Genomic DNA, 15,075 nt, shown 5'->3' with positions numbered 1-15,075 from the left:
CAGAAGTTACCAGGGGCAGCACAAGCGATACGCGCACGTCATCGAAACGGTCGGCGACACCTAAAAACTATCGATTGACAGGTTGATCGGTAGGAGCGTTCATGGGCACTGCATTGCTGGACACCGAGGTGTCCGAGGTCGGCACTGTCGAGGAGCTGCGCGTGACGTTCCGTCGCGGCGGGCGTGAGGTATTCGCACTGCGCGGGGTGTCGCTGAGCGTGCGGCGCGGCGAGATCCTCGGACTCGTCGGCGAATCCGGTTCCGGGAAAAGCGTTCTCGGCTATTCGCTGCTGGGCCTGCTGCCCACCGGAACCCGCGTGGAAGGTTCGATCACGGTCGCCGGGGCCAATATGGTCGCCGGTGACGAGCGAACACTGCGCAAGGTGCGGCGACTGGATCTCGGTGCGGTATTCCAGGATCCGATGACCTCGCTGAATCCGACCATGCGCATCGGCGCACAGGTCGTCGAGGCCGCCGGGAGCGAAGCCGAAGCGATACGACTGCTCACCGCGGTGGGGATCCCCGAACCCGCGCGGCGGATGCGCAGCTATCCCCATGAACTGTCCGGCGGTTTGCGCCAGCGCGTCATGATCGCCATGGCGATCGCGGGCAACCCGGAATTGATCATCGCCGACGAGCCGACGACCGCGCTGGACGTCACCGTGCAGGCGCAGGTTCTGGCGCTGCTGCGCGGCATTCGCGAGGAGCTCGGCTGCGGCATTCTGCTGATCACCCACGATCTCGGGGTGGCGGCGCAGATCTCGGACCGCCTCGCGGTGCTGTACGCCGGGCGGATCGCCGAAATCGGGCCCACCGCACAGGTGCTCGGCGACCCGGCGCACCCCTACACTCGCGGCCTGCTCCGGTCCCGCCTCACCCTGACCACCCCGCTCGGCGAACGTCTCGCGGCGCTGCCCGGCGAAGTGCCGAGCCCCGCCGCGCCCCTGCCCGGCTGTGCCTTCGCGCCCCGCTGCGAGCAGGCCGTCGCGCGATGCTCCAGCACTCCCCCGGAACCGGCCGAGATCGCAGTCGAACGGGTATCGGCGTGCATTGTGCCCGTAAACAAGGACCAGGCAGAGAGCACTGCGGCAAAGGCGCGATCGGCCGACGTATCACCGAATGACGCTGTACCGCAGTCGATAACGAAAGGCGAGGCCGAGGCCGGACCGGCCGTGGTGCTGCGTGACGTGACCAAGACGTTCAGCGTCGGCGGGTTGCGCAATCGCGCGACATTGCATGCGCTGCGGCGGGTTTCGCTGACCGTCGAGCGCGGTGAGGCGGTGGCGCTGGTCGGGGAGAGCGGATGCGGGAAGTCCACGCTGCTGCGCGTGATCGCGGGTTTGGAGCAGGCGAGCGGCGGGACCGTACAGACCGGGGCGAACTCCGATGAGCGGCCGCAGATGGTGTTCCAGGATGCGGGGGCGTCGCTGACGCCGTGGATGTCGGTGGGCGAGTTGATCTCCGAGCGACTGTTGCGGTCGGGGTTGTCGCGGGGCGAGCGCAAGGCCGCGGTCGAGACGGCGCTTGGGCGGGTCGGGCTGGTGCCCGAGATCGCGAAGGCGCGGGCGCGGCAGCTGTCCGGTGGTCAGCGGCAACGGGTTTCGCTGGCGCGGGCGACCGTGGTGCCGCCGTCGATCCTGCTGTGCGATGAGCCGACCAGTGCGCTGGATGTCTCACTGGCGGCGTCGGTGATCAACCTCATCGGCGAGCTGCGCCGGAGCCTGGGCATGTCGGTCGTCTTCGTCACGCACGATCTGGCGGTCGCCCGGGTGGTCGCCGATCGGATCGCGGTCATGTATCTGGGCAGGATCATCGAAATCGGCACCGCCGATAAGGTTCTCGGCAATCCGGTGCATCCCTATACCCGCGCGCTCATCGATGCAATTCCGGATCCCGCGCGCGCACCCGTCGCGCCCCGGGGTGAGCCCGCGAGCCCGCTAGCTCCCCCGTCTGGTTGTGCGTTCCATCCGCGCTGCCCGGTCGCGGTGGACGCTTGCTCCGATACGCGGCTCGATGTCCGGCTCGAGGGCATTCCCGGCGGTACGCATCAGGTGGCGTGTATCGAAAAGAAGGTGAGCTGATATGACCGTCGCCCTGCCCGCGCTCACTCGGCTGCGCGGTTCCCGAATCACGGTGGCGTCCCGCGCTTTTCCCGGCGGCTGGAATGGCGTCGGGGTGGCGTTGCTCGGTGTGGTGACGCTGGTCGCACTCGCCGTGCCGGTGCTCGCGCCCTACGATCCACTGCTGCCGGTGGGCATGCCGCTGCAATCGCCCGGGCACGGCGGATTCCTGCTCGGCACCGACAATATCGGCCGTGATCTGCTGAGCCGGGTGCTCTACGGTATGCGGGCCAGCTGGTTCGCCGCACTCGCGGTGGTGGCGAGCGGCCTGGCCATAGGCGGTCTGATCGGCCTGATCGCGGGCACGGTCGGCGGCTGGATCGACAACCTGCTGATGCGCGTCACCGATGCGTTCCTGGCGCTGCCCGCGCCGGTGCTGGCCATTGCCGTGGTCGCCGCGCTCGGTCCCGGCTTCACCCATACTCTGATCGCGGTCTCCATCGTGTGGTGGCCGTTCTACGCCCGGCTGGTGCGCGGTGAGATCGCCGCGCTGGCCGCCCGGCCGCATGTGGAGGCGGCGAAACTCAGTGGGGTGCGGCCGATTCGGCTGGCGCTGCGGCATCTGCTGCCCGGTGCGACACCGGGCGCGCTGGTCGCGGCCAGCCTGGATCTGGGCACGCTCATCCTCACCCTTGCCTCGCTGTCCTTCCTGGGTCTCGGACAGCCCGCGCCCGCACCGGAACTCGGCGCGGACGCGGCCCGCAATCTCAGTTACTTCCTGCAGCAGTGGTGGATTCCGGTCATGCCGGGACTCGGCGTCGCGGTACTGGCGCTGATCGGCACCGTCGCCGGTGACTGCCTGCGCAATCTCACGAGTAGGGACCGCTGACATGCGTGGATTCATCATCTCCCGGCTCGCCGCCATGGTGGCCATCCTCATCGCGCTCACCGGCGTCATGTTCGTACTGCAACGCATTTCGCCGCTGGACCCGGTGCACGCGCAACTGGGCAGTTCGGCATCGCAGGCCGCCATCGCGGCGCGACGGCATGAGCTCGGCCTGGATCAGCCGGTGCCGGTGCAGTTCTGGCACTATCTGACCGCGGCGGCGCACGGCGATTTCGGCACCTCGTATCGCACCCGCCGCCCGGTGAGCACCGATCTGCTGCATTTCGTGCCCGCGACACTGGAACTCGCGCTGTGCGCCCTGGTGATCGCGCTCGTGCTGGCGGCGCTACTGGCCTTCGCCACCACGCTGCGCTGGCCCGGTGCGGGCGTACTGCGGGCGGTGCTGTTTGCCGGTGCGTCGGTGCCGATGTTCCTGCTCGGCATTCTCGGGCTGATCGTGTTCTATCAGCGCCTGGGCTGGGTGCCCGCCAATGGCCGTTCGTCCATCTCCGGAGCGCCAACGGGCCCAACGGGTTTGCTCACCGTGGACGGTCTGCTGGCTGGGCGGTTCGATGTGGTCAGCGACGCGTTCAGCCATCTCATCCTGCCCGCCACCGTCATCGCGCTCGGTCCGGCGGTGGCGATCGGCCGGGTGCTGCGGTCGAGCCTGCTGACCGATATCGACAGCGATTACGCGCGCACCGCCAAGGCCAAGGGCCTGAGCCCGGCCCGCATCCTGCTCCGGCATGTGCTGCGCAATTGCGTCGGTGCGGCACTGTCCATGACGGGATTGCAAGTGGGACTGATGTTCTCGGGCGTGCTCGTGGTCGAGCAGGTCTTCGGCTGGCCGGGTATCGGCCAGTACGTCGCCCAGAGCATTCCGGTCGCCGACTTCCCCGCCATCGCCGGGGTGACGTTGCTGCTCGGTGCGGTCTACGTCGTCATCAATACGGTCGTCGACCTGCTCCAGGCCGCCGCCGATCCGCGCCTCGTCACCGCCTGACCTTCCCCTGAAGTTCGAATCGAAGGAACCGCCCTATGCTCCACACCGCCCGAAGGCTGCTGGCCGCAACCGCTTTCGCCTCCGCCACACTGCTCGCGCTCACCGCGTGCGGTTCCGCCGATCACACGCCCAATGCCGCACCGACCGATAAGGTGCTGCACCTGTCCTTCCTGCAGGATCCGGGTCAGCCGCCGGACCCGGACGTGTACTACGCCGGGCAGGGATTGCTGCTGACCACGAATCTGTATGAGGGACTGCTGCAATACGCCCCGGGCACCGAGAAGGCCGAGCTGCAACCGCTGCTGGCCACCGCGTGGACGGCGTCGCCGGATAACAAGGTGTTCACCTTCACGCTGCGCCAGGGCGTGAAATTCCATGACGGGACGCCGTTCACCTCGGCCGCCATCAAGACCTCGTTCGATCGCCGGCTGGCGGTGAATCAGGGTCCGGCGTACATGGTCTCCGATATCGAATCGGTTACCACACAGGGTGATTACGCCGCGACGATCACGCTCAAGGCACCCAACGCGGTATTCCTGGACTATCTCGCTTCGCCGTACGGGCCGCGCATGCTCAGCCCAGCCGGACTGGCCGCCAATGCCGGGACCGATAACACCCAAACCTATCTGACCACCCATGATCTCGGCACCGGCCCGTACACGCTCACCGACGCACAGGTCGGATCTCATTACGCGCTGGCCGCTTTCGGCGACTACTGGGGTAACAAGCCCTACTTCACGACCGTCGATCTGCCGGTGATCACCGATACCTCCTCGCAGCAGCTGCAATTCAACAACGGCCAGTTGGCGGCGGTGCTGCACGATCTGCCGTCCTCGGCGGTCTCGTCGTACATCGGCAATTCCAAGTTCGCGAATTACTCACTGCCGACCATGATGTCGAACTACTTCTACGTGAATCCGCACAAGGGGATGTTCACCTCGCAGCCCGCGCGCGCGGCCCTGAACCAGGCCATCGATCTACAGCAGATCGTGCAGCAGACCTATTTCGGGCGCGGAAAGGTCGGGGCGCAGGTGTATCCGCCGAATATGATGGCCGCCGACTACGCGAAACAGACTGTCACACATGACACTTCGGCGTTGCAGAAGATCGTGTCGGGTCTGCCCGCCGATCAGAAGACCGTGACCGTCGGCTACGACTCCAGCAATCCCGATAATCAGCTGGTCGGCAATCTGATCCAGACGCAGCTGGCCACGGTCGGCATCACCGCCAAGGTGCAGGGCTACCCCACCTCGCAGATCTACGGCTGGGTCGGTACCACCCCGGCCGACGCACCGGAAATGCTGTTGCTCGCGGGTTGGCCGGACGCGCCGTCGCCGTACACCTGGGGACATATCAATTTCGATCCCGACGGCGGCCTGAACTACCTCAACTGTTCCTCCTCCGATGTCACCTCCTCGCTCGCAGCCGGACGCGAATCCGGTGCGGCGGACGTGTTCTCGCGAGCCGCGGCACAGGCCTCGGCCACCGGCTGCTGGCTCAATATCGCCGATGTCAATGACTTCATGGTGGCGCAACCCTGGCTCAAGGGCGTCGCCGAATCCCATGCGGTGACCGAGCCGAATTCGCTACGCCTGGCCGGATTGTCGGTGGGGTGAACCATGACGGGTGTACGCCGCATCGTCCTGCTCACCCTGGGCTGGGAGGAACTGCCCAAAGCCATTTCGGTACACGGGGCTCCGGCGCATGAACGGCTCCGGGAACCCACGCCGGGTGTGCTGCTGCAGACCGATGGCGGCTGGGTGCTGCTCGATACCGGATTCAATACCGCGCTGATTCGCGATCCGGCGCTGTACCGGCGGTTCTATCCGAGCGTGGAATACATTCCGGTGCTGCCCGGTCCGGGTGAGCCGATCGAGGAATCGTTGCACGATATCGGAATCGATATCGACGACATTCACGCGGTCGCGGTCAGCCATCTGCATCACGATCACGCGGGCGGGTTGAAACTGTTCGCAGGCCGGGTGCCGGTGCACGCCCAGCGGATCGAGCTGGAATACGGGCTGTCCAATCATCCGGAGCCCGAACACCATGCGATGGCACGGGTCGATTTCGACGATCCGCGCATCGACTGGCAACTCGCGGACGGTGAGGCGGTGATCGCACCCGGCATCACCGCGATACCGACCTACGGGCATACGCCGGGACATCAGAGTTTCATGGTCGAACTGGATCGCACCGTGGGCGGCGGCGGATTCGTATTCGCCTTCGACGCGGCCGATCTCACCGAGAACATCGATCAGGAACTGGCCATCGGCGGATTCGTCGGGGTCGATCCGGAGGACACCATCGAGCCGATCCGGCGGCTCAAGAAACTCGCGTACGAGAAGAACTATCCGCTCATCCCCGGGCACGATCCGCATGCCTGGCCGCACTGGACCCAACACTTCCACGAACGGTTCCCGGCATGAACGCGCATGAGACCGATACACCGGTGCGGATGGCGGACTGCGCCGGACTGTGGGAGCGCACGCTGCTGGTCGATCCCGACGGGTCACAGGACATCACCACCGATGTGCGCTGGTTGCAAGGCATTACGCGATTCGTCGACCTGCGCAGGCCGATGCCCCGGCCCGATTTCACCGGCGTGCGCTGTGCGGCGGATCTCACCGATCAGCAGCGCGCCTGGATGCGCATGCAGGACGGATTCGCCGGACAGCTCACCCAGTACGCCGATGTCTTCCATTGGCGGCGCAGCATCGAATTGCAGCCGCCCGGACCGCATCCGGATGAGGGCCGGATGAGCTACGCGGCCGATGTGCTGGTCGAAGTGGGCGTGCACGCGGACTACTTCGAACACTGGATACGGGACCGGCCCGGACAGGACTGCTGGGCAATGGAATTGCGGTCCGGTGACGGCGGACGAGCGCTACTGGTGCGGGTCGACCGATTGTTCGGCTGGGCGATGCGAACCACCGCCGGGACCGTGGAACTCTCACTCGGATCGATCGAGGGCCGCGAATGGATCATCACCGATTCCGCGCTGCCCTATCGCGAATCACAGCGGCTGGCCCCGCGCTGGATCGGTGATTCCCGAATTCACCTGCACACCAATGACATCGACGATCATGGCGCGCTCCGCACCCGGGAGTGGCTGATCGGCCATACGGAAGGAAATGTGACGCTATGAGCAAGGTAACCTCGTTCACCTCGGTTCCGGTCATCGATGTGGCCGGACTGCGTTCGGCCGATCCGGCCGAACGGCGCGCGGTCGCCGATGAGATCGGCCGGGCCGCACGCGAAGTCGGGTTCTTCTATATCAGCGGTTCCGGGGTCGATCCCGCGCTGTTCGAGGGGTTGCTCGCCGCCACCGAACAGTTCTTCGCGCTACCGCTCGAGGAGAAGATGCGCTCCTATATCGGGCTGTCGGACTGCCATCGCGGTTATGTCCCCACCGGTGAGGAGGGATTCGACGGCGGCACACCGGATTTGAAGGAAGCCTTCGACACCGCGCTCGATCTGCCCGCGGACGATCCCGATCATCTGGCGGGCAATCCCATGCTCGGCCCCAATGTCTGGCCCGCGCTACCCGGTTTCGCCGATACCGTCACCACCTACTATCAGGCCGTCCTGGATCTGGGCCGGCAGCTGCTGTGGGCGTTCGCGGTCACCCTCGGCGAGGATCCGGACACCTTCCTGCGCTATGCCACCAAGACGCCCAGTCAGCTGCGCCTGATCCACTATCCCTATGACGAGCGGGCCGAGGATGCCATGGGCATCGGCGCGCACAGCGATTTCGAATGCTTCACCCTGCTCAAGCCGACCGCACCCGGACTGGAGGTGATGAACGGCGCGGGCGATTGGATCGATGTGCCGCCGATTCCGGATACCTTCGTCATCAATATCGGTGACATGCTCGAACTCTGGACCAATGGCGAATTCGTCGCCACCACGCATCGGGTGCGCAAGGTGAAACAGGAGCGGTATTCGTTCCCGCTGTTCTTCAATGTCGACTATCACACCGTCGTCGAACCGCTGCCGCAATTCACCTCGCCCGATCGGCCGCAACGCGCACCGCTGCGGGCGGGTGAACATCTGTTCGCGCAGACCGCGCAGCTGTTCCGCTATCTGCGCATTCGATTGGAATCCGGTGATCTGGTGCTGCCCGACGGTTCGCTGCCGGTGGGCTCGTTCGGGCAGGAGGCGCGTCAGCGGGCCTGACCGTGGCGGCGGGCGGCCAGCGGGACGCCCGCCCCGTGCAGCAGAATGCTGCCGAGCACCGTGAACACCAGGGTCAGCAGGACGAGATCGGCTGACTCGCCGCTCAATCCATTGAAGGCGAGCAGGCCGAACACGATCGAGGTGGTGCCGCGCGGGCCCAGCGCGGCGAGCAGCCAGCGGTCCCGCATCGAGAAATGCGAGCCGATCATGGCCAGATAGGTGGGCACGATGCGCACCACGGTCAGGGCGGCGATCGCGAAAAGCACGGCGCGCCATTCATGTCCCTCGGCGAGGGAGAAGACCGCGACGCTGCCGAAGACGAACCACATGGCGGTGGTCAGCAGGAAGCCGATATCGTCGATCAATTCCAATTCGCGATGGAAGCTCGTCGAATGCCGGAAGAAATTGAGGGTCAGACCGCAGACGAAGGCGGCGACGAAACCATTGCCGCCGAAGCCGACCGCCACCGCATAGGTGAGGATCGGCGCGGCCACCATGGCCATGCGCTTGGATTGATGACTCATCAGATCGTGCTGTTCGGCCGCCTTGGTCGCCGCGGACAGCGCCCAGCCCACCGCGACGCCGACCGCGATGGCCTTCACCGCCGAGGGCAGCGCATCGCCGAGCGCGCCCATCGGCGTGGTGGCGTGCGAGGCGTCACCGGCCAGGGCGAGCGCGAAAATGAAGATGGGCGAGACGATTCCGTCGTTGTAGCCGCCCTCGACATTGAGCACCTCGCGCACCCGCAGCGGAATCCGCCTGTCTCGCAGAATGAACGCCGCGGGTGCGAAATCGATGGGCACTACGACGCAGGCAATGACCAGCAATACCGCCCAGGACAGTCCCGGCAGCAGCCAGGCCCCGAACAACACCGACAGTCCCAGGCCCAGCGGCAGCGCGATCAGCAGCATGCGGAACACCGCGCGCGGCTGCGGGCCGAACAGTCCGCCGCGCACCTCGGTGGCATCGACGAACAGCAGCACCGCCAGCACGATCTCGGCCGCATGCTGCGCGACCTTGGTATTGAGCGTCTCGCCGAGCGTGTTCCGGGTGCCGAACCCCACCACGATCCCGGCCACCACCATTGCCAGTGGCGCGGTGATCTGCCACCGCTCCAACCGCGCGGCCAGTAGCGACCACAGCGCCACCGCCCCCGCCATAACGATCAGCGCCTGCGTCACCCGCGCATCCTCCCAGCCCGCCAGCCATTCGCCACCGCAATACCCTAGCAACGCAAACTGGACAGTTTGCGCGCGCGCAATGGCGCGGGCGTGCACGGGGTTCACCCGCGCCGGAAACCGCCCGCCGAGAGAATCAGGGATGCGAGCGGAGCCACAGGCGGCTGGCGTTGTCCTCGATGGTCGACAGCAGGAGTCCGGCTGGGAGCGCTGCCATTTGGACGCGGGTCGCGGGAACCGGGAGTGGAATGTCCTGCCAGTCGGCGCAATTCGGATCGACGGACAGCAGGTGTGCCGCGCCGTCGAGCCGGACCATCGCCAAGGTTCGGGAGTTCTCGGCGATGACCTTCAGGGTGTCGATGATTCCGGCGGCCGGACCGGAGACCGCCGGGGTGGCGTCGTTCGGCCAGCACAGCAGGGTGGGCGACGCCGCGGTGGACTGGCCGAAGATGGTGCAGCGGTCCGGATTACAGCCCGCCCGGGTGGCGAGGGCGGCGGTGCCCGGCAGGGAGATGCGGCGCCAGGTGAAGCCGTCCGGGGAGGTCCATTTCAGCGGCAGCTGGGTGCGATCGCGCTGGGTCTGACCGACGATCACGAAACCGGGTGGCCCGGTGGTGATGGCCGAGGCTCCGGTCAGTTCGCCGGGTACCGAGGACAGCGCGGGGTCATCCGCGTGGCGTTCCCAGTTCGCGCCGTCGACCGAGGTCCAGGTGGCGGCACCGTATCGGCCGCCGGGACCGTCCCACCCGCCGATCAGGACGGTGACACCGGCGAGCCCCGCGGCGGCCGTCACCGCCAGCGCGTGCGGACCGCCGAACAACTCGAAAGCCTGTGGATGCTCGACCAGTTCGGCGGGGTGGTCCACCGTCTCGGGGTGATCGGCGCTCCAGATCGTCATGCGGGGATTCCCGTGTGCGCCACCGAAAGCCTGACCGAGCACCACGGTCCGCTCCCCCGCACCGACCGAAATCAGTTCCGCCAGAAAGCCGTACGGACTGTCCGGTCGCACCGGAATCGATGTCCACCGGGTGCCGTCCGCCGATAGCCAGGCGGCCGGAGCCCGATCCGCACCGGAAGGCACCGACCCGAGCGCCAGCACCCCGTCGCGGACCGGGATCAGCTCCAGCACCCGCGCGCCCGCCGTTGGTGGGGTAAGCTCTCGCCACCCCGAATGCGTTGCGGCGCTTGCACATCCGGCAACCAGCGCGAGAACCACCAGCAGGGCGAACGACCACCTCATCAGCACACTCTGGCAGACCCGGGCGAGTGCGGCGCGAGATTCGACGCACGCCGAGGGTGTGGATCCCGGCCGAAAGCATGCCGGGATGACGGGGCCGCTCTAATGCAAGCCGGCGTTCAGCGCAGGGCGGCGCGAGCGCCCGCGGCTTCCAGTTTGACGCGGGCGGTTTCGGCGGCGTCGCGGGAGACGCCTTCCAGAACCGGTTTCGGGGCGGATTCGACCAGGTCCTTGGCTTCCTTGAGGCCCAGGCCGGAGACGATTTCGCGGACCGCCTTGATCACCTGGATCTTCTTGTCACCGAAGGATTCCAGGATGAGATCGAATTCGGTTTGCTCCTCGGCGGTTTCGGGTTCGGCGACCGCGCCATCGGATGGCGGGGCGTAGGCCGGGGCGGCGGCGGTCACGCCGAATTCGTCTTCGAAGGCTTTGACGAAACCGGAGAGTTCCAGCAGCGTCATACCTTTGAAGACTTCGAGCAGTTCGTCGACGGTCATCTTGGCCATAATGGACCCCCTTGCAGCGCTGACCAGGCGATACATCCATCATATGCGCGGCGTCCGCGCGGGGCGATCAGTTTCGCGGTGCCGCGAACCTCGCGAGGAAGTCACGCTCGGCCGCGGTGAGCGCGCGGGTGGCACCGTCCGATACCGTCACGAGCGTGGAAGTCGCTGTGAGATACAGGGATTCGGCATCACGCACCTCGTGCGCCAGGGTGAACGAACTGGTCCCGATTCGATCCACCACGGTGGTGACGGTGACCGGATCGGTACGAAAGACCAGCGGGGTGCGATAGCTCAGGCGCTGCCCCGCGACCACGACTCGCCATGGCGTATCCGGGGAGTGGTGACCGTCGAGCAGATCGGTGCGCGCCTCGTCCAGATACTGGGCGAAGATCACGTTGTTGACATGCTGGAGCGCGTCCATATCGGTGCGGCGCAATTGAATGGCGTAGCTGTGCATCACAGACTCAACTCCTCGAGCATGCCGCGTTCGGTATCGCCGAGTTTGCGCGAGCGCTGCGACTCGCTGTCGAAGGCGACCATGGTGCAGATCGCGGTGGAGTACACCACCTCGTCATCGCGGATCTCCTGCGCCAGGGTGAAGGAGGAGCCGCCGACCTTGGTCACCCAGGTTTCCACCCGCACCGGATGCGAGCGGTACCGCAGCGGCGTCAGATAGTCGATATCCATCTGCGCGACCACGCTCGATCCGCTGAACCCGCGCGTCCCGAACAGGTCGATGCGGGTTTCCTCCAGATAGCGCAGATGCGCGGCATTGCTGACGTGCCCGTCGGCGTCCATATCGGACCAGCGCAGGGGGCAGAGGAACTGATGTCGGGCCACCCGCCATTCATATCAAGCCGCCGCGGCAGCGCTCCGACCGGCAGCCGATGGCCGAATTTGCAAGAGTCGTGTCATTGACGCCATCGGGCGCACACCGCAGGCTGAAGGCATGCGGGTGGTGCTGATGGTGGTGTACGACGGGTTCGCGCTGCTGGATCTGGCCGGGCCCGCCGATGTGTTCGGCGGTGCGGCCGCACTCGTGGGCGCGGACGGCTACCGCGTGGAAGTGGCCGCGGTGCGGCCCGGACCGGTGCGCGCGAGCAGCGGGGTCACCGTGACCGCCGACCACGCACTCGCCGACTGGTCCGAACAGATCGACACGCTGCTGGTCGCCGGTGGGCTGGGTTCATGGAACGCGAGCGCGGACGCCGAACTGATCGCGGGGATCGCGCACGCGGCCGGGTACGCCGAACGGATCACCTCGGTGTGCTCGGGGGCGTTCCCGCTCGCCCGCACCGGACTACTGGACGGCCGCCGGGTCACCACGCACTGGGCGGCGGGCGAATTGCTCGGACGCGAATTCCCCGCTGTGACAACCGAACCCGATCTCATCTATGTACGCGACGGGCCGATCTGGACCTCGGCGGGCGTCACCGCCGGTATCGATCTCGCACTCGCCATCGTGAGCGCCGACCACGGGCCGGAGGTGGCGCGCGAGGTGGCGCGCTGGCTGGTGGTGTACCTGCATCGCCCCGGCGGGCAGAGCCAATTCAGCACACCCATGGCCGCCGATCCGCCCAAGCGCAATTCGCTTCGGCTGCTTCAGGTATGGCTGGAGGAGAATCTGGAATCGGATCTGTCACTGCCCGCGCTGGCCGAGCGCGCGGGGATGAGCACCCGGCATTTCTCCCGGGTGTTCGCCGTCGAGACCGGCACCACCCCGGCGCGATATGTCGAACAGGTGCGGATCGGGGCGGCGCGGCGGCTGCTGGAGAACACCGATCAGCCCATGGACCGGGTCGCCGCCGCGGTCGGGCTGGGCAGTCCCGAAACGCTGTATCGAATCTTCCACCGGCACTTGGGCATACCGCCGGGCGAATACCGCGCCCGCTTCACCCGCGTGTGACAGCACGTCAAAGAACACCGAAAGTGAGAGTCCCCCATGACCTTCCAGATCGCCATCGTGCTGTACCCGGGCATGACCGTGCTCGACGCCATCGGCCCGTACGAGGTGCTGCGCTCGCTGCCCGACAGCGAATTACGTTTCGTCTCCAATGAAGTCGGCCCGATCGTCTCGGACTCCGGGGTGCTGGTGCTGGGCGCGACGCACACCTTCGCCGAGACGCCCGCCCCGGATCTGGTGCTGATCGGCGGTTCCGAGGCCGCGACCACCGAGGCCATGGCCAATCGCGAACTCATCGACTGGCTGCGCGCGGTGCATCCGAACACCCAGTGGACGACCTCGGTGTGCACCGGATCGCTGGTGCTGGCCGCCGCCGATATCCTGCGCGGGCATCCCGCGACCACACACTGGTCGGCCCAGCCCATGCTGGCCGCCTTCGGCGCGGAATCGCGACCGCACGATCGCATCGTGCGCAGCGGCAAGATCGTCACCGCCGCCGGCGTCTCGGCCGGAATCGATCTGGGGCTGTGGCTGGTCGGCGAGATCGCGGGCACCGAAGCGGCGCAAATGGTCCAACTCGGCATCGAATACGATCCGCACCCGCCCTTCGACACCGGCCACCCGGACAAGGCCCCCGCCGACCTACTCCGCAAGACCCGCCTCGAAATGACCAAACGCGCCGCCAAGCCCCGCATCCCCCTCGACTTGGCCAGCACCTTCTGGCACCTGACCCTGAACCGAGTACGCGAGCGCAGCGCCGCCAAGCGCTGAACCCGGTGCCGTGCTCCGCCGGATTGCCATGGCGCTCGGTGGAATTGGCGTAGCGTCGGAGTGATGAGCGAGCTGCTCGACGAGAAGTTCTTCGCCGATCCGCACGAGTATTACCGGCGGTGGCGCGCGGCCGGGCCGGTGCATCGGGTCGATTTCGGGGATGGGCTGGATCGGTGGCTCATTCTCGGATACGAGCAGGGGCGCGCGGCGCTGGCGGATCCGCGGCTGCGCAAGGATATCGATCTGTTCGAACAGGTCCTGGCGCGCAAACGCGGTGTGCCACGGGTGAATCCGCGGCCCCGGGAAGTGCTGCGGCATATGCTCAATTCCGATCCGCCGGACCACACCCGGCTGCGCAAGGCGGTGGCGCGGGCCTTCACCGCGCGGCGGGTGGCGCTGCTGGAACCGGTCATCGAGCGGACCACGCGTGAACTCGTCGACACCATGGGCGAATTCGAGCGGGTCGATCTGCTCGCGGCCTTCGCGGTGCCGCTGCCGGTGACGGTGATCTGCCATCTACTCGGGGTGTCCATCGACGATCGCGATACCTTCCGGGCGTGGACCAGGGCGCTGGTCGGCACCGCCGATCCGGCGACCGATCGCGCCCGCGCCCACCACGATATGGTGCATTTCCTGCGAAATATGCTGCGGGACAAGCGGGTACACCCCGGTGAGGATCTGCTCTCACTGCTGATCGTCGACGACGAGGCGCGATTGGACGATCAGGAATTGGTGGGCATGGCGCTGCTGCTCCTGGTCGCCGGGCATGAGACCACCGTCAATCTCATCGGCAACGGCGCGCTCGCCCTGCTGCGCGACCGCCCCTGGCTGGAGCGGCTGCACGCCGATCCCGGCTTGATACCCGGCGCGGTGGAGGAGTTTCTGCGCCTGGACGGCCCGGTCGATCTGGCCACGCCGCGCTTCACCGTGGAGCCGATCACGGTCGGCGATACCGTGATTCCGACGGGGGAAGTCGTCTACGTGGCACTCGCGGCGGGCAATCGCGATCCGGCGCACTACCCCGACCCCGATCAGCTCCACCCCGTCGATGAGCACAGTACCCATCTCGCCTTCGGGCACGGCATGCATTTCTGCGTCGGCGCTCCGCTGGCTCGCCTGGAAGCCAAATCGGCGTTCACCGCGCTGCTGCGGCGCTTTCCGGACATGCGCCTGGCCGTCCCCGAATCGGAGCTGCGCTGGTATCCGAATCCGGTCATTCGGGGCCTCACCGAACTCCCGGTCCGATTGCGCCCCGAATGACTTTGAAATCGGAGCCATCCGGACCCCGGCTCGGCTCCGAAGAGGGGTAGCCAGCGGTTCGCGGCACGCCGAGCTTCCGCTCATGCCCGGGG

15 protein-coding genes are annotated in these 15,075 nt (G+C 66.8%); 10 read left to right on the top strand and 5 right to left on the bottom strand.

The annotated features are described in order from the left end of the window. The first annotated feature begins 101 nt into the window (after window positions 1–101). The 7 genes from AB0L82_RS08750 to AB0L82_RS08720 are packed head-to-tail and all read left to right on the top strand — an operon-like array spanning window position 102 to window position 8,128. Complete coding sequence (locus AB0L82_RS08750; protein ID WP_364633013.1) at window positions 102–2,081, top strand: ABC transporter ATP-binding protein; 1,980 nt, start codon at window positions 102–104, stop codon at window positions 2,079–2,081. A gap of 1 nt (window position 2,082) precedes the next feature. After that, window positions 2,083–2,949, top strand: coding sequence for an ABC transporter permease (locus tag AB0L82_RS08745; RefSeq protein ID WP_364633011.1), 867 nt, complete (start codon window positions 2,083–2,085; stop codon window positions 2,947–2,949). 1 nt (window position 2,950) lies between these two features. Then, complete coding sequence (locus AB0L82_RS08740) at window positions 2,951–3,949, top strand: ABC transporter permease (RefSeq protein ID WP_364633009.1); 999 nt, start codon at window positions 2,951–2,953, stop codon at window positions 3,947–3,949. Between the two features lie 35 nt (window positions 3,950–3,984). Further along, a complete protein-coding gene (locus tag AB0L82_RS08735) occupies window positions 3,985–5,565 on the top strand; it encodes an ABC transporter substrate-binding protein (RefSeq protein ID WP_364633006.1) in 1,581 nt (526 codons plus the stop codon). A 3-nt stretch (window positions 5,566–5,568) separates the two neighbouring features. After that, complete coding sequence (locus AB0L82_RS08730) at window positions 5,569–6,378, top strand: N-acyl homoserine lactonase family protein (protein ID WP_364633004.1); 810 nt, start codon at window positions 5,569–5,571, stop codon at window positions 6,376–6,378. After that, the gene (locus tag AB0L82_RS08725) at window positions 6,375–7,097 is read left to right on the top strand and encodes a hypothetical protein (RefSeq protein WP_364633002.1); all 723 of its coding nucleotides are present in this window, start codon (window positions 6,375–6,377) and stop codon (window positions 7,095–7,097) included. The genes AB0L82_RS08730 and AB0L82_RS08725 overlap by 4 nt, the downstream gene beginning before the upstream one ends. Continuing rightward, window positions 7,094–8,128: a 2-oxoglutarate and iron-dependent oxygenase domain-containing protein gene (locus AB0L82_RS08720; protein WP_364633000.1), complete on the top strand. Its 1,035-nt coding sequence runs from the start codon at window positions 7,094–7,096 to the stop codon at window positions 8,126–8,128. Before AB0L82_RS08725 ends, AB0L82_RS08720 begins: the two co-directional genes overlap by 4 nt. Here AB0L82_RS08720 and AB0L82_RS08715 read toward each other — a convergent pair. The 5 genes from AB0L82_RS08715 to AB0L82_RS08695 all read right to left on the bottom strand — a co-directional run bounded on the left by AB0L82_RS08715 (window position 8,116) and on the right by AB0L82_RS08695 (window position 11,889). Further along, window positions 8,116–9,309 carry a cation:proton antiporter gene (locus AB0L82_RS08715; RefSeq protein ID WP_364632999.1) on the bottom strand — a complete coding sequence of 398 codons (1,194 nt, stop codon included), beginning with the start codon at window positions 9,307–9,309 and terminating at the stop codon, window positions 8,116–8,118. The genes AB0L82_RS08720 and AB0L82_RS08715 overlap by 13 nt on opposite strands. A gap of 133 nt (window positions 9,310–9,442) precedes the next feature. Further along, window positions 9,443–10,546 (bottom strand): hypothetical protein, encoded by a 1,104-nt coding sequence (locus AB0L82_RS08710; RefSeq protein ID WP_364632997.1) that lies wholly within the window; start codon window positions 10,544–10,546, stop codon window positions 9,443–9,445. Window positions 10,547–10,662: 116 nt separating this feature from the next. Next, window positions 10,663–11,049: a 50S ribosomal protein L7/L12 gene (gene rplL / locus AB0L82_RS08705; RefSeq protein ID WP_364632995.1), complete on the bottom strand. Its 387-nt coding sequence runs from the start codon at window positions 11,047–11,049 to the stop codon at window positions 10,663–10,665. A 67-nt stretch (window positions 11,050–11,116) separates the two neighbouring features. Then, a complete protein-coding gene (locus AB0L82_RS08700) occupies window positions 11,117–11,506 on the bottom strand; it encodes a thioesterase family protein (protein ID WP_364632993.1) in 390 nt (129 codons plus the stop codon). Beyond that, window positions 11,506–11,889: a thioesterase family protein gene (locus AB0L82_RS08695; RefSeq protein WP_364632991.1), complete on the bottom strand. Its 384-nt coding sequence runs from the start codon at window positions 11,887–11,889 to the stop codon at window positions 11,506–11,508. Before AB0L82_RS08695 ends, AB0L82_RS08700 begins: the two co-directional genes overlap by 1 nt. A gap of 109 nt (window positions 11,890–11,998) precedes the next feature. Between AB0L82_RS08695 and AB0L82_RS08690 the strand changes: the two genes are divergently transcribed. From AB0L82_RS08690 to AB0L82_RS08680, 3 genes are all read left to right on the top strand, one after another. Continuing rightward, window positions 11,999–12,955, top strand: a complete 957-nt coding sequence (locus AB0L82_RS08690) for a GlxA family transcriptional regulator (protein WP_364632989.1) — start codon at window positions 11,999–12,001, stop codon at window positions 12,953–12,955. Window positions 12,956–12,991: 36 nt separating this feature from the next. Beyond that, window positions 12,992–13,723 (top strand): DJ-1/PfpI family protein, encoded by a 732-nt coding sequence (locus AB0L82_RS08685; protein ID WP_364632987.1) that lies wholly within the window; start codon window positions 12,992–12,994, stop codon window positions 13,721–13,723. A 63-nt stretch (window positions 13,724–13,786) separates the two neighbouring features. Further along, window positions 13,787–14,983, top strand: coding sequence for a cytochrome P450 (locus AB0L82_RS08680; RefSeq protein ID WP_364632985.1), 1,197 nt, complete (start codon window positions 13,787–13,789; stop codon window positions 14,981–14,983). The last annotated feature ends 92 nt before the right edge of the window (window positions 14,984–15,075 follow it).

Source organism: Nocardia sp. NPDC052001, assembly GCF_040680615.1.
Taxonomy (GTDB): domain Bacteria; phylum Actinomycetota; class Actinomycetes; order Mycobacteriales; family Mycobacteriaceae; genus Nocardia.
Note: the sequence above shows the minus strand (reverse complement) of the source record. Positions and strands in the feature narration are given on the sequence as shown.

Excerpts from the sequence above, each read along its gene's own strand:
- AB0L82_RS08750 (WP_364633013.1), top strand. The coding sequence starts at position 102 with ATGGGCACTGCATTGCTGGACACCGAGGTGTCCGAGGTCGGCACTGTC.
- AB0L82_RS08745 (WP_364633011.1), top strand. The coding sequence starts at position 2,083 with ATGACCGTCGCCCTGCCCGCGCTCACTCGGCTGCGCGGTTCCCGAATC.
- AB0L82_RS08740 (WP_364633009.1), top strand. The coding sequence starts at position 2,951 with ATGCGTGGATTCATCATCTCCCGGCTCGCCGCCATGGTGGCCATCCTC.
- AB0L82_RS08735 (WP_364633006.1), top strand. The coding sequence starts at position 3,985 with ATGCTCCACACCGCCCGAAGGCTGCTGGCCGCAACCGCTTTCGCCTCC.
- AB0L82_RS08730 (WP_364633004.1), top strand. The coding sequence starts at position 5,569 with ATGACGGGTGTACGCCGCATCGTCCTGCTCACCCTGGGCTGGGAGGAA.
- AB0L82_RS08725 (WP_364633002.1), top strand. The coding sequence starts at position 6,375 with ATGAACGCGCATGAGACCGATACACCGGTGCGGATGGCGGACTGCGCC.
- AB0L82_RS08720 (WP_364633000.1), top strand. The coding sequence starts at position 7,094 with ATGAGCAAGGTAACCTCGTTCACCTCGGTTCCGGTCATCGATGTGGCC.
- AB0L82_RS08710 (WP_364632997.1), bottom strand. The coding sequence starts at position 10,546 with ATGAGGTGGTCGTTCGCCCTGCTGGTGGTTCTCGCGCTGGTTGCCGGA.
- rplL (WP_364632995.1), bottom strand. The coding sequence starts at position 11,049 with ATGGCCAAGATGACCGTCGACGAACTGCTCGAAGTCTTCAAAGGTATG.
- AB0L82_RS08700 (WP_364632993.1), bottom strand. The coding sequence starts at position 11,506 with ATGCACAGCTACGCCATTCAATTGCGCCGCACCGATATGGACGCGCTC.
- AB0L82_RS08690 (WP_364632989.1), top strand. The coding sequence starts at position 11,999 with ATGCGGGTGGTGCTGATGGTGGTGTACGACGGGTTCGCGCTGCTGGAT.
- AB0L82_RS08685 (WP_364632987.1), top strand. The coding sequence starts at position 12,992 with ATGACCTTCCAGATCGCCATCGTGCTGTACCCGGGCATGACCGTGCTC.
- AB0L82_RS08680 (WP_364632985.1), top strand. The coding sequence starts at position 13,787 with ATGAGCGAGCTGCTCGACGAGAAGTTCTTCGCCGATCCGCACGAGTAT.